The sequence below is a fragment of the Solwaraspora sp. WMMA2056 genome (assembly GCF_030345095.1).
In the GTDB taxonomy this organism is placed as follows: domain Bacteria; phylum Actinomycetota; class Actinomycetes; order Mycobacteriales; family Micromonosporaceae; genus Micromonospora_E.
This window is the reverse complement of record NZ_CP128360.1, coordinates 3,979,795-3,992,414: the sequence shown is the minus strand read 5'-3', so window position 1 is coordinate 3,992,414 and position 12,620 is coordinate 3,979,795. Positions and strand designations below refer to the sequence as shown.

At 70.7% G+C, this 12,620-nt stretch carries 15 protein-coding genes; 3 read left to right on the top strand and 12 right to left on the bottom strand.

Features of this window, described 5'->3' with window-relative positions:
* Both O7608_RS18210 and O7608_RS18205 read right to left on the bottom strand, forming a co-directional pair.
* Window positions 1–219 carry an endonuclease domain-containing protein gene (locus tag O7608_RS18210; RefSeq protein WP_289210943.1) on the bottom strand — a complete coding sequence of 73 codons (219 nt, stop codon included), beginning with the start codon at window positions 217–219 and terminating at the stop codon, window positions 1–3.
* 269 nt (window positions 220–488) lie between these two features.
* Window positions 489–1,007 carry a hypothetical protein gene (locus tag O7608_RS18205; RefSeq protein WP_289205726.1) on the bottom strand — a complete coding sequence of 173 codons (519 nt, stop codon included), beginning with the start codon at window positions 1,005–1,007 and terminating at the stop codon, window positions 489–491.
* A gap of 413 nt (window positions 1,008–1,420) precedes the next feature.
* Between O7608_RS18205 and O7608_RS18200 the strand changes: the two genes are divergently transcribed.
* The 3 genes from O7608_RS18200 (at window position 1,421) to O7608_RS18190 (ending at window position 3,869) form a co-directional block, all read left to right on the top strand.
* A complete protein-coding gene (locus tag O7608_RS18200; protein WP_289205725.1) occupies window positions 1,421–2,248 on the top strand; it encodes a DUF5753 domain-containing protein in 828 nt (275 codons plus the stop codon).
* Complete coding sequence (locus O7608_RS18195; RefSeq protein ID WP_289205724.1) at window positions 2,245–2,439, top strand: DUF397 domain-containing protein; 195 nt, start codon at window positions 2,245–2,247, stop codon at window positions 2,437–2,439. Before O7608_RS18200 ends, O7608_RS18195 begins: the two co-directional genes overlap by 4 nt.
* Window positions 2,440–3,353: 914 nt before the next feature.
* Window positions 3,354–3,869, top strand: a complete 516-nt coding sequence (locus O7608_RS18190; RefSeq protein ID WP_289205723.1) for a Uma2 family endonuclease — start codon at window positions 3,354–3,356, stop codon at window positions 3,867–3,869.
* Between the two features lie 48 nt (window positions 3,870–3,917).
* Here O7608_RS18190 and O7608_RS18185 read toward each other — a convergent pair whose 3' ends face one another.
* From O7608_RS18185 to O7608_RS18140, 10 genes are all read right to left on the bottom strand, one after another.
* Window positions 3,918–4,484, bottom strand: a complete 567-nt coding sequence (locus O7608_RS18185; protein ID WP_289205722.1) for a Uma2 family endonuclease — start codon at window positions 4,482–4,484, stop codon at window positions 3,918–3,920.
* Window positions 4,485–4,765: 281 nt separating this feature from the next.
* Entirely contained in the window at window positions 4,766–5,914 is a 1,149-nt protein-coding gene (locus O7608_RS18180) for an ABC transporter permease (RefSeq protein ID WP_289205721.1), read from the bottom strand.
* A 17-nt stretch (window positions 5,915–5,931) separates the two neighbouring features.
* Window positions 5,932–7,110 carry an ABC transporter permease gene (locus tag O7608_RS18175; RefSeq protein WP_289205720.1) on the bottom strand — a complete coding sequence of 393 codons (1,179 nt, stop codon included), beginning with the start codon at window positions 7,108–7,110 and terminating at the stop codon, window positions 5,932–5,934.
* 2 nt (window positions 7,111–7,112) lie between these two features.
* Window positions 7,113–8,051, bottom strand: a complete 939-nt coding sequence (locus tag O7608_RS18170) for an ABC transporter ATP-binding protein (RefSeq protein ID WP_289205719.1) — start codon at window positions 8,049–8,051, stop codon at window positions 7,113–7,115.
* A complete protein-coding gene (locus tag O7608_RS18165; protein ID WP_289205718.1) occupies window positions 8,048–9,082 on the bottom strand; it encodes a right-handed parallel beta-helix repeat-containing protein in 1,035 nt (344 codons plus the stop codon). The genes O7608_RS18170 and O7608_RS18165 overlap by 4 nt, the downstream gene beginning before the upstream one ends.
* On the bottom strand, window positions 9,082–9,624 hold the full coding sequence (locus O7608_RS18160) for a holo-ACP synthase (protein ID WP_289205717.1): 543 nt from the start codon (window positions 9,622–9,624) through the stop codon (window positions 9,082–9,084). Before O7608_RS18160 ends, O7608_RS18165 begins: the two co-directional genes overlap by 1 nt.
* Window positions 9,621–10,415, bottom strand: coding sequence for an alpha/beta fold hydrolase (locus O7608_RS18155; RefSeq protein ID WP_289205716.1), 795 nt, complete (start codon window positions 10,413–10,415; stop codon window positions 9,621–9,623). The genes O7608_RS18160 and O7608_RS18155 overlap by 4 nt, the downstream gene beginning before the upstream one ends.
* Window positions 10,412–11,266: an ester cyclase gene (locus tag O7608_RS18150; protein ID WP_289205715.1), complete on the bottom strand. Its 855-nt coding sequence runs from the start codon at window positions 11,264–11,266 to the stop codon at window positions 10,412–10,414. Before O7608_RS18150 ends, O7608_RS18155 begins: the two co-directional genes overlap by 4 nt.
* Window positions 11,263–11,700: a holo-ACP synthase gene (locus O7608_RS18145; RefSeq protein WP_289205714.1), complete on the bottom strand. Its 438-nt coding sequence runs from the start codon at window positions 11,698–11,700 to the stop codon at window positions 11,263–11,265. Before O7608_RS18145 ends, O7608_RS18150 begins: the two co-directional genes overlap by 4 nt.
* Complete coding sequence (locus O7608_RS18140) at window positions 11,697–12,602, bottom strand: ACP S-malonyltransferase (protein ID WP_289205713.1); 906 nt, start codon at window positions 12,600–12,602, stop codon at window positions 11,697–11,699. Before O7608_RS18140 ends, O7608_RS18145 begins: the two co-directional genes overlap by 4 nt.
* Window positions 12,603–12,620: the final 18 nt, after the last annotated feature.

The following is a 12,620-nucleotide window of genomic DNA, read 5'->3' as shown; positions in this document are numbered from 1 at the left end:
TCATATGCCTTTTCTGGTACGGCGACGGGTGGCGAGGAACTGCTGCAGGAGCACGAGCACGTTGTCGATGTCGTCGAGCACCTGGGTGTTGGTGAAACGGAGGACGGCGTACCCGTTGAGCTGGAGCATCACGTCGCGGTGCCGGTCCTCGGTGAACTTCGCCGCCGTACGGTGGTCGTCTCCGTCGATCTCGACGACGCACCGCTCCCGTTTCCACAGCAGGTCGACCCGGACGGGTTGACCAGCGGACCGGGCCGGACGGTGTGGTTCCAGGCGCGGCCGGCGGCCCAGGACCGGCGGGCCAGGGCGGCTTCGAGCGCCACTTCGGCGCGGCTGGCCGGATGCGGCTTGCCGACGACACTCGGCGACCGTCGGGTGCTGCCGCGCGGCTCACGGCGCGGCCGGACCACCGGCGGAGGACCCGTCGCTCGCGGCGACTCCGTCACTCGCGGCCGGCTGTCGATGCCGTACGGCGAGTCGCTGTCGATCTATACGGTCAGCCGGCCGTGGTCGACCAGCCACTGTGCCGCCTGGGCCAGCGCCAGCGTGGCCGCCTCGTCGAGGTGATTTGGTGGGCGCAGCACCAGTGCGCACGACGGGCGGCCGAAGCTGGCCGCGATGACCCGGGCCAGCCCACGCGCTCGGACTTCCGGCGGATGCCGCCGGGTGTGCGCGGTCAACCCGGTCAGGGCCGCGGCCGCCAGGTCGGCGAGGAACGGGCCGGACTGGGCGGTGGCTGCGGCGTGGGCGACAGCGAGCCGCCGTACGGCGACCGGCGCGGCACCGGCCGACGCCGTGATCCCTTCGGCCCCGGGCAGCCAGGCGGGGAACAGCTGGCCGGCGGTCGTCTCCAGCTCGTCGAGGACGGCGGCGACCGTCGCCTGCTGGCTCGGCGACCCGGCGGTACGCTGCACGACGACCGCCGGAGCATCCGCCGATGCCAATATTTGCTGTTCCCAGTCGCTCACGCTGAGATGCCTGATCCACACCACCTGACCAGTCGGCATCTGCGAGAGCGAATGGACCAACGACCCGCCTAACGTGAGAAGTCGGCACCCATCGTGGCGAAGCGGTGATCGCATCGGCAATCAGCCGAACGTCGGTGTATCGCCGCCACCCGGCACCAGCCTTCAGCTGATCAAGGGGCGTCACGTCAGCCCACCGGCAGGCTCGAATGAGCGGTGCGGATGAGCGGTCGGCTGGTGACCGCCGGACACCGTTGATCAACTTTGTCTGCGAAGCCGCGTCGAATTCACCACGGTGGCGGACCACATTTTCCGCCCACGTACGGCACACTCGATCGTGGACGCCGATCTGTCACGGCTCTGACGTGCGAATTCGGCGGCAAACCCGGCCCGGTGTTTCATTTTGAAACATCGGCATGGGTGGTGGGTGTGTCGGATGAGAGGAAGGTGAAGCGATGCCGGTCACCGGACCGACTGTGGTGCGCCGTCAACTGGGGCGACGACTGCGCCGACTGCGTGAGGAGGCGGCCCGCACCGAGCAGGAAGTGGAGCGGGCCAAGGTCTGTTCGCGTACGACGTTGTGGCGCATCGAGAACGGCAAGTTTCCAGTCAAGATGAACACCGTACGAGGTCTGTGCTGGTTCTACGGTGCAGACGCGGAGACGACGGACGCGCTGACCCGGCTCGCCGCCGCGTGTGACGAGCAGGGCTGGTGGGAGTCACACGGCGATGCCGTACCGGACTGGTTCCGCCTGTACCTCGGCCTCGAAGCCGCCGCCACCGAGATCCAGCTTTACGATGCGGAGCTGATCCACGGTCTACTCCAGACGCCGGACTACATGCGCGCGGTGTTCCGGGCCGCCGACCGGCAGGCGTCCGAGCGGCAGATCGAGCGCCTGGTGTCGCTGCGGCTGGACCGGCAGATTTCCTACTACGACCGGGCCGAGCCGGCCCGGATCGTCGCGGTCTTCGGAGCTGGCGCGTTGGCCCGCGAGGTCGGCGGCCCAGCGGTGATGGCCGAGCAACGCGCCCACCTGGCCAGCGTCGGTCGACGGGTACGGGTGGAGATCCGCGTCCTGCCGTGGTCCGCCGGTGCCCACGCCGCCATGGTCAGCCCGTTCACCTTGCTCGACTTCGCCGACCCCGACGACCCCGACATCGCTTACGTGGAAACCCATCTCGGCTCCCGCTATCTGGAGCGGCCGGAGGAGTTGGCCGAGTACCGTCGGATTTTCCGAGAGGTCCGCGAGCAGTCGATCCCGATCGAGGAGCACCTGGCATGAAGCCTGACACCCCCTGGTTCACCTCCAGCCGCAGCGGCGGCAACGGCGGTCAGTGCGTCGAGGCACGCCGGCACGCCGGCCGCGCCGAGGTACGCGACAGCAAGGACCGCACCGGCCCCACCCTGACGTTCAGCACCGCCCAGTGGGGCACCTTCACCACCGCCCTACAGACCGGCGCCCTCCCCCACTGACAGTCCAACCCACGACGCCCACGGCGGTGGGGGGCACCTCAGTACCCGAGGTGCCCGCCCCCACCTGTCTGCACTTCAACGAAGGGCAGCTCCCGTGTGAGCTGCGACCATACGCGATGAGAATCCGCGTCTCCTCATCGTCACCTCAATGAAGGGCAGCTCCCGAGGAAGCTGCGACTGGGACCCGGAGGAGATCCGCGCCCACCAGGCCGCGCCTCAATGAAGGGCAGCTCCCGAGGGAGCTGCGACGTCCGCCGACAATCAGCTGTACATGGGAGCCGGCAGCGCCTCAATGAAGGGCAGCTCCCGAGGGAGCTGCGACGCGATGCCAGATCTGCAAGCGGGGCATCAGCGCAGCCTCAATGAAGGGCAGCTCCCGAGGGAGCTGCGACTGGGTCGGAATTCTACCCCTTCTGACCTGCGGCGGAGCCACCGGTCCGCGAAGGGTCCGTCAACGGAGAGCTTCAGGATGCGCCCAGGGCCGCCTTCGTCCACTACAGAACAGGCGTCAAGCAGGGAAAACAGGTCCGCGAAGGGTCCGCACTCACGGCCGTCACGACGGAGCCTTCGCGGCTGGTCTACGGAATCGCCAGTCCGTGGTCAACGATCGGCAGCCGCCGCCGATCACATCGAGACCGGCTGGCGCTTCCACGGAGCGTACCGGGGTGGCCGGACCAGACGGATTCCGTACCCTGGTTGATCATGCTCGATCAGTGCGGCCAGCAGCCGCACGGTCGCCGCCAGGCAGGTCCCCGCGCGGCCCGACGTCACTACCGATCGACGCAGGGCCAGGACTACCCCTCGACCGCCGTCAGCTGGCTACGCAGTGGCTGGTCGTGCGCGTCAAGCAGCCCCGGACGGCATACCTTGCAGTCACGAGTTCGGAGGCTGTCGGCAGGCACATGCCCACCGTCGTGACGCTCGACGACCTCACCGCGATGATGGCTGCGGACGAATCTCATCGATATGAGATCAGCCCTGACGGAGCGCTCTCGATCTCGCCGCCGCCTCGGTATGCGCACGCGATCATCGCGACCCGGCTCACGGTGTGGCTCGCCACCGCCGGTGTCCCAGCGGAGCGGATCGCCCAGGCGGTTGGACTCCGCATCCCTGGTCGCGGCGGTGCGGTCGGTGGCCGGATCCCCGACCTGGTCGTGTGGAGCAAGCCGCAGTCCGACGCCGTCTGGCTGCCGGTAGCGGACGTACTGCTCGTCGTGGAGATCGTGTCGCCGGGTGCAGAAGGCACCGACCTGATCACCAAGCGCAAAGAGTACGCGGCTGCCGGCATCCCCCGATACTGGATCGTCGACCAAGATCCGGCCCAGACCGTCGAAATGCATCGCCTGACAGGCGATCACTTCACGGTGCACGCGACGATGCCCCTTGCCTGGGTGCTCAATACAAGCCCTAACGAGCACGACCTCGGCTGATCGTCGACGACCGAAGAATGCCGCCGTTGCCAGGCGGGCCCGGACCGGTCACATCTCGCCGAGATCGACCTCGATGGGAAAGGGCGCGGTCAGCTTTACGATGCCCGTGAAGATCCCGTCGTCGCGGTAGCGGCCCGTTGCCGGGTCGAGCACGTACGTGTAGACGATAGGAGCGCCAGTGACTGCCTGCTCTACACGCCAGTAGAACTGAATACCGGACCTCGCGTACTGGCTTGCCTTGACGATCCGATCGGTCGTCTCCGAACCAGGCGAGACCACCTCGACGACTAGAAGGACATGCTCTGGTCGGGTCGGCGTGACGTCGATGGTATCGGCCCGGTAGACCGTCACATCCGGACGACGGTTGTTCAGCGGTACGTCCTGAAGCCGGACGTCGAAATCGGTGTCAGCGTTCCAGTCCGGCCCCGCAGCAGCGTCCAAGGCGTTCGCCAGAATTCTGGCCAGGCGGTTGTGTCGCTTTGAGGCGCTCGGGCTCACAAGGACCATCCCGTCAACGATCTCAATGCCCGCGCACTGTTCTTCCGTCCACGTCGCGTACTGCTCGGCCGTAACCTGCTCATGCATCCAGGCCGGCGCGACCATCTCGGCAGTCATACCCACCTCCTAGTCGCGGCTGGCACCCCGAAGATACCGTAGCGACGCGGACAGTCCCCCACCCTATGCCTTTTGCCCCAATTAGGCCGATCAGCCGGCAGCGACCACCAAGCAGACCTCGCATCAGGGCGCATCGACTGTCACCAGTGGCAGCGCCTGCCATAACCGGCGTACGCTGTAGCGTCACAGCTCGGTTGGGTGTGCAGCGCCGGCCCGGCCTTGTGCACGACGTACTCGAGCGCGCCGTTCCAACCGGCCCGTCCGGTTCCGGTACGGCGCGCTCAGGTCGTGGACAGGGCGCGGCGGTGGAACACCGCCAGCGAGGCGCCGAGCAGCCCGACCGCCATGGCGAGCAGTACGGCGACCTCGGTCGTCACGTCGGCAAGGCCGCGACCGGGGATCGACACCGCCAGCAGGGCGTCCAACGCCCAGGCGTGCGGGGTGACGTAGCCGATCAGGTGGAGGGTCTCCCCCGCGACTTCCCGGGGCCAGAGGCAGCCGCCGAGCATGCCGAGGAAGATGCCGACCGGTGGGCCGATCGCCGGGGCCTGCGCGCCCGACCTGGCGAGGCTGCCGACCAGCATGGCGGCGCCGGTGGCGACCAGGGCGAACGCGCTCACGACGACGGCGACGGCCAGCGGGTCGCCCCAGGAGACGCCGAACATGAGCGCGCTCACGACGATGATCAGGATCGCCTGGGTGATCGCCACGATGAACCGGCTCAGTGCCTCGCCGAGCAGGATCGCCGAGCGGCGTACCGGTGCGCCGAGGCTGCGCCGGACCATGCCGAGTCGGCGGCTCTCCACCAGCGCGGCCGCGACCGCCATCGAGTTGACGAAGGTGAACAGCAGGACGTTGGCCGGCGCGGTGTAGGCGAAACCGCGCGGTGTGGCCTCGCCGTCGTCGGTGCTCCGTACGGCCACTGAGGCGGACTCCTCCTGCGCGGCCCGGACCAGCGCTTCGGCCTCCTGCGGGCTGGCGCCGGCGGCTTCGGCGGCGCGGACCGCTTCGCGTACCGCCGACACCTTGCCGACGGCGACGTCCAGCGCGCTACGGGCGGCCATGCCGCTGCCGTTGGTCTGGGTGACCACCAGCTCCAGTTCGGACTCGCCGGGGGTGACGACCAGCCCGGCGGCGAGGGCACCTTCCCGTACGTCGGCGCGCACCTGGGCGGCGTCGGCGACCCGCCGTACCTCCAGATCGGGTCGGGCGGTGAGCTCGCGCAGCACGGCGGCGGCCACCGGGTCGGAGTCCTGGGCGACCACGCCGACGGGAAGTTTCTCCTGACCGGAGGCGCTGCCGCCGAGAGCCAGGCCGACGAAGGCGATCGTCACGAACGGCATGACGACCATGAAGAACAGACCGACGCGGTCCCGCGACTGGCGCAGCAGGTTGGCGACGACCAGTGCCCGGACCGCCCGTGGCCGCACCCTGACGGCTCCTGACCTCATCGGATGAGCCCTTTGCGGAAGCGGAGCACGGCCAGTGCCCCGGCGACGGACGCGATACCGGCCAGGACGGCGACCGGGGTCGCGACGGCGGTGACACCGTCGCTGGTGCCGGCCAGCCGGGCCAGCCCGGTGGAGGTCCAGCCGTTGGGCGTGATCATCGCCAGGCCCTGCAGCAGCTCCGGCAGGTCGTAGAGCGGCACGAGGCTGCCGCCGAGCAGCGCGAAGACGAACGCGATGCCGAGGACGAAGCCGTCGGCCTGCGAGTCGGTGCGGGCTCCGGCGGCGACCAGCATGACGATGGCGGTGGCGGCGAGCACGTGGGCGGTACCGACGGCCAGGACGCCGACCGGGTCGCCCCAGGTGGTGCCGAAGATCAGCACCGATGACAGCCAGGTGGCGCAGAAGCTGGCCAAAGCGAGCAGGAACCCGACCAGACCTTTGCCGACGACGATCGCCGACGCCGGGATCGGCGCGGCCTGCAGACGGCTGAGGGTGCCGAGTTGCCGGTCGGTGAGCAGACTGCGCGCGCAGGTGCCGACGACGAAGAAGACGAACAGCGCGGCCATGCCGGAGCCGTAGTAGACGCCGAGGTCGACGGTGCCGCCGGCGACCGGGTCGCCGGCGAGGCTCAACGCCGGGCCGTCGGCGCCGTTCTCCTCGACGAACAGCTGCACCTCGTCGGCGGGTACGCCGGCCGCCAGCGATGCCTTCACGGCCAGGGTGCGGGCGTCGACCAGGGCGGAGATGCGGTCGACCATGCTGCCCGCGACGACCCCGGCCAGTGGTGCCTCGGGCGAACGCAGCACCCGTACCTCGCCGCCGTCGCCGACCCGGACGCTGTCGCTGAACCCGGCGGGGAAGACGATCGCCGCGCCGATCTCGCCGTCGTCGAGGTCGCGTCGGGCGTCGGCTTCCTCGGCGTACGACCGCAGGGTCAGCATGCCTTGCAGTTCCTCGGCCGCCAGGGCTTCGCGTCGTACGCTGGCGGGGAACTCGCCGCCGTCGAGGTCGACGATGCCGACGGTGGCCCGCAGCGGCGGGTCGTCGCCGCCGAGGGCGAGGCCGAACATCGAGGCGAGGGCGACCGGCGCGACGAAGGCGATCAGGATCGCGGTGCCGTCCCGCAGCCGGGTACGTAGTTCGTGGCCGGCGATCACCAGCAGGGCCCGGATCATCGTCAGTCCCGCAGTTTGTTTCCGGTGAGGTGCAGGAACGCCGCTTCCAGGTCGGGTTCGGCCACCTCCACGCCGGTGACGGTGGCGGTGTCGCCGACAGCGGCGATGATCGCCGGCAGCAGGTGCCGGCCGCCGGTGGCGAGCAGCCGGACGGTGGTCGCGCCGGTGACCAGGGCGTCGGTCACCCCGTCGACGGTACGCAGCTTGTCGGCCGCGGCGTCGACGTCGCCGTCGAGGACGAGTTCGATCCGGTCGGATTCGCCGACGCGGGAGACCAGTTCGCGGCGGGTCCCTTCGGCGACGACCCGACCGTGGTCGATGATGCCGACCCGGCGGCACACCCGTTCCACCTCCTCCATGTAGTGCGAGGTGTAGAGCAGGCTCATACCGTCGGCGACGAGCCGCTCGACGCCGTCGAGGATGGCGATGCGGCTCTGCGGGTCGACGCCGACGGTCGGCTCGTCGAGGATCAGCACCTTCGGTTCGTGCAGCAGGGCGACCCCGATGTTGAGCCGGCGTTTCATGCCGCCGGAGTAGGTTTCGACCCGGTCGCCGGCGCGGTCGGCGAGGCCGACGAACTCCAGAACCTGGTCCATGCGCCGGTTCAGCGGGCGGCGGGGCAGGCCGTAGAGGCGGCCGAAGTAGCGCAGGTTCTCCCGTGCGGTCAGCTCCGGATAGAGCGCGATCTCCTGCGGTACGTAGCCGACCAGCGACTTGGCGGCGATCGGATCGGTGGCCAGGTCGTGGTCACCGATGCGGACCGTGCCGGCGTCCATCTTCAGCAGGCCGACGAGCATCGAGATGGTGGTGGTCTTGCCGGCCCCGTTCGGGCCGAGCAGGCCGTACGCCTCGCCCGGCTCGATGAAGAAGCTGATGTCGTCGGCGGCGAGGTGCTCGCCGTACCGTTTGGTCAGCCCTTCGCAGACGATCGTGGCGGTCACGGGGCTTCCGGAGCGGTGCACCCGTCGATCTTCTCCGGTGCGGTCGACGCCGCCGTGTTGTTGGCCAGATGCTGGGACGGGATGCCGTCGGCGACGGCGATGTCCACTGGGGCGTTGTCCAGCACCTCGTTCCAGAGCAGGTAGTTGTCGAACGGGTCGGCGCCGCCCCACTCCTTCGACGATCCCACCACGACGGCGGCGCCCATCACCGAGGGTCCGCCGGGGTGGTGGCCACGGATCCGGTTGCCGACGGCGGTGACCCGGGTGGTGCCGATCATCGACAGGCCGACGCCGGAGATCGGCGGGCCGGCCGCGCCGAGGCCCTCGGGGTTTCCGCCGCTGGCCAGGGTGTTGGCGTAGATGTCGTTGTCGGCGACGAGGCAGTCGCTGACGCCGCCGGGCAGTTCGCCGGCGTAGGTCTGGTTGAGCAGCAGGACGCCGGCGGCGTTGCCGTGGCTGGCGCTGCGCAGCACTTTGACGAAGGAGGAGTTGTCGACAAAGACGCCGAAGGCGTTGGCGTACGTCTCGCACTGGTCGATGTGGGCCTGGGCGGCCGGGCAGAAACTGATCCCGATGCCGGCGTACTGGCTGCCCGAGGCCTTGCAACGCAGCACCTGCAGCCCGCCGCTTTCCCGCAGGTAGATGCCCCAGACGGCGTTGCCCACGGCGTGGACGTCCTCGATGTGCACGTCGGACGCGGAGTGGACGTAGATTCCGGCACCGGTGAAGCCGCGGACGGTCAGTCCTTCGACGCGCACGTCCCGTACGCCGTCGCCGTGGATGCCGATGCCGCTGACCACGTTCGGCGGCGCGTCGTGCAGCGGCGGCAGCTGTACCGGCCGGGCCTCGCCGGGGGTGATGACGGTGGCGTCGGCGCCCGCGCCGAGCAGGGTGACGCCGCTGTGCCGGATCCACAGGTTGCCCGGGTAGTGGCCCTCGGCGAGCCGGATGGTCGCTCCCGGCCCGGCGGCGTCGAGCACCTGCTGCACCGACTCTCCCGCGGCGACGGTCACCTCGTCGGTCATGTTCATCACCGTACTCCTCCATTGTCGACAATCAGGATGGCCAGGGCGACCACCGTGTCACCGTGGCGGCCCCACCGGGCGACCCCGACCACCGGGGTGGTCGCCGGGGTGGTGGCCGCGCCCTGCGTGGTCAGCCGGGCCAGCGCGGCGGCGCGGCTCGCTCCGCGTACCCGGTGCACGACCTGGTGGTCCAACGGCAGGTCGGCGGCGGCACGCAACCGCGCGGCGGCCTCGTCGAGCAGGTCCATGACCGGGTCCGCAGCCTCCTCGAGCAGGTCCGTGACCGGGCTCGCCGCCTCGTCGGGCTGGCCGAGCGGGCCGTCGAAGTCGTGCCACCGGAAGCCGACCGGCCGACCACCGACCGCTTTGATCAGTGATTCCTTCATGGCCACGCTGGCCGTCACGGCGACCGCGTCGACCCCGGCGGCGCGGCGTTCCGCCGGGGTCAGCAGGTGCCGCAGGTAGGTGCCGCCGAGGTCGGCGACCGCGCGGGCCACCCGGGGGACCTCGGCCATGTCCACCCCGACCAGCGCCGGCAGGACCGTCATACGGGTAGTCCGGCGCGCCGGCTCAGGAAACCCTCCAACACCGACGTGTACTCGTCGGGGCGTTCCGCCATCGGGATGTGCCCACACTCCTCGACCACCACGAACTCGGTGTCGGGCCGGTCCGACAGCAGTGCCAGCCACGGGTCGATCGGGGTCATCCGGTCGTACCGGCCCCACACGTACAGCGCCGGGCACGACGTCCGGTCGACGGCTGCGGTGACGTCGAAGCGCCGGGTGGCCTTCAGGCTGCGGGCCATGCTGACCATCGCGGCGGGCCGGCGCAGCAGCTGCGCGGTCTGCTCGATCTGCTCCTCGGTGAAGTGCCGGCCCCGGTGGAACAGCGCGTCCAGCATCCGCTCGCGGAACTCGTCGCCGGCGAGCTGCACGCTGGCCCGCCGGTCCATGTTCAGACCGACGTCCGGGTCCGGGGTGAGGCCGGGTGCCCCGCTGACGACGATCCCCGCGATCCGGTCCGGGTAGCGGCTGGACATGTCGATGGCGACCAGTCCGCCGAGCGAGTTCGCGCAGAGCACGAACGCGCCGATGCCCGCCGCGTCGGCGGCGGCCAGCAGCTCCTCGCCGAGCCGTTCGATCGAGCCGGCGATCTTGCTGTCCAGGGCGCAGATCGCCTCGCGGGTCCGCAGCACACCCCATCCAGAACGCGCTAGCGACGTGTACGGGTGGTCCCAGATCCAGCCGCCGGCGAACAGCGCGGACATGAAGACCACCGGGGGTCGGGCGGCGTCGCCGGGCTGGTAGTCGAAGCTGAACGACACGTTGGCTCCGATCACAGGAGGGAATCGTCGGGGGCGGACCAGCCGCACTCGCAGGTTGGTCCCTTGTGCACCGCCACCACGGCGGCGCAGCGCGGGCAGCGGGCGAAGTCGTGCACGGAGGTCGACTGCCAGACGCTGGTCATCGACCGCAGGCACAGCCCGCCCTGAAAGAACCGCCGGACGGCCCGCTGGTGCGGGCGGGCGTGGACCGCCCGTACCGCCTCCGGGGTGTCGAAGGTGGACAGGGTGAACTTGCGGTCGCCGATGTCGAAGGTCGACATGCCGAGGAAGCCACGTGCCGCCCGCAGCGCCGTCACGATCGGGCTGACCAGCAGGTCCACTTCGGCACTCTCGGCGTCGTCGCGGATCTGCAGCGAGGTGAGGACGAGGGCGCCGGGTCGGGCGGTACGCCCGGACCGGATGCGTGAGCTGGTCCCGAAGTACCGGTCGGACTCGTCGGCCGGCAACGACCTGCTCTGGTAGCCGAGCGCCTCCAGCAGCGCGAGCCGGTCGAACTGTCGGGTGACCCGCACCGTCTCGCCGAGCCGGGCGACAGTGTCCACGCCGTCGATCGACAGCGTCGTGTTGGTCGCGGGCACCCCACGGTACGCCGCCCGGTGCTCGGCGGACATCGTCCAGGCCAGGACTACGGTCGTCTCGTCGGCGACCGCGTGGCGCACCTCGAACCGGGCGTTGCGGAACCGGTGCAGAAACTCGGTGGCGTGCCGGGTGATGTCGTCCCCGCCGATCGCCCCGGCCGTGTCCGGGTCCTGGTAGGAGTCGACCGTGCCGGCCACGGCGTCGGCGTCGGCGGCCTGCCAGGCGTCGAGATGGGCGCGGGCGATCTGCGCCAGCTTCGTGGTCATGGCTCCTCCGGTGCGTCGTGGCCGGCGAGCCGTGGCCCGATCAGCGCCACTGCGAGGGCCGTGTCGGCGGTGTGGGTCACGGAGAGCCGGATCTGCCCGATCCCCCGCTGCCGGGCCCGGTCGGCCAGCGCACCCTGCAGCCGTACCGCCGGGGGGTGGCCGTGCTGGCAGCGGGCCGACCGGTCGCAGAGCGCCGTCGGGCGGGGCAGCACCTCGGCCCGACCCAGCGCGGCGGCGTCGGCGGCGACACCGAGCAGGTCCAGGACCGCCCGCTTGGCGGCGAGCCGCCCCGCCCAGTGCCGCAGGCCGCGCCCGGCGCCGGAGCGGATCCGCTCCGCACGGGTGTAGACCCCGTGCAGGTCCATCCCGTCGATCAGCTGCTGTGGGCGGGACAACCCACCGAAGTGGACCACCCCGCACCCCCACCGCGTCACGCGGTCACCGCCACCGCGAGGCGGCGGAGACCGGCCGGCTCGCTCAGGCTCAGGCAGCGCAGACCCGCGCCCCGGGCGAACCCGGTCAACGTCCGACTGTCGCCCACCTCGACGCAGGTCGCACCGGCCGGCAATCGCTGCATCGTCTCCGCCCAGCGCACCCGGGCGACCAGTTGGGTGGTCAGGGATTCCCGCAGGACCTCGACGTCGGTGGTCGGGGTCGCGGTCACGTTGGGGACCACCGGTACGGTCGGCGGGCGCATCGGCTGCTCGCGTACGACCCGCCGCCACTCGTCGAGGGCTTCGGCCATCAGCGGCGAGTGGAACGCGTTGCTGACCTTCAGCGGCACGATCCGTCGGCCTGGGCCGACGAGTTGGCGAAACCGCTCGATGGCGGGGAAGGCACCGGAGACCACCACATGGTCGGCGGCGTTGACCAGGCCGACGGCGAGCGGTTCGGTGTCGGTGCCGGCGGCAGCCACCGCCTGTTCGACCTGCGGCAGCGGCGCGCCCAGCACGGCGACCATCGCGCCGGTGCCATCGACGGCGGCCATCAGCCGGGCCCGGTCGCGCACCAGCCGCAGCGTCGTGGCCAGATCCAGTACGTCGGCGGCGTACAGGGCGCTGAGTTCGCCGACGCTGTGCCCGGCGACGATGCCCGGGCGGTGGCCTTCGGCGCGCAGCACCGCCAGCGCGGCCAGGTTGCAGACGGTCACCGCCGGCTGGGCGTTCTCCGTGGCCACCAGGTCGGCGATCGGCCCCCGCGCGCAGAGCTGGCTGATCGGCATCCGCAGCACCGCGTCGGCCTCGTCGAGCACGGATGCGGCCGCCGGGTGGCGGCGCAACCAGCCGCCCATGCCGACCCGCAGGGTCCCCTGCCCGGGAAACAGGTACGCGAGCACTACTCCTCCAACTGACGG

Bases quoted from the DNA above. Each gene is read 5' to 3' on its own strand.
- O7608_RS18205 (WP_289205726.1), bottom strand. From the start codon at position 1,007: ATGCCGACTGGTCAGGTGGTGTGGATCAGGCATCTCAGCGTGAGCGAC.
- O7608_RS18200 (WP_289205725.1), top strand. From the start codon at position 1,421: ATGCCGGTCACCGGACCGACTGTGGTGCGCCGTCAACTGGGGCGACGA.
- O7608_RS18195 (WP_289205724.1), top strand. From the start codon at position 2,245: ATGAAGCCTGACACCCCCTGGTTCACCTCCAGCCGCAGCGGCGGCAAC.
- O7608_RS18185 (WP_289205722.1), bottom strand. From the start codon at position 4,484: ATGACTGCCGAGATGGTCGCGCCGGCCTGGATGCATGAGCAGGTTACG.
- O7608_RS18175 (WP_289205720.1), bottom strand. From the start codon at position 7,110: ATGATCCGGGCCCTGCTGGTGATCGCCGGCCACGAACTACGTACCCGG.
- O7608_RS18165 (WP_289205718.1), bottom strand. From the start codon at position 9,082: ATGAACATGACCGACGAGGTGACCGTCGCCGCGGGAGAGTCGGTGCAG.
- O7608_RS18160 (WP_289205717.1), bottom strand. From the start codon at position 9,624: ATGACGGTCCTGCCGGCGCTGGTCGGGGTGGACATGGCCGAGGTCCCC.
- O7608_RS18150 (WP_289205715.1), bottom strand. From the start codon at position 11,266: ATGACCACGAAGCTGGCGCAGATCGCCCGCGCCCATCTCGACGCCTGG.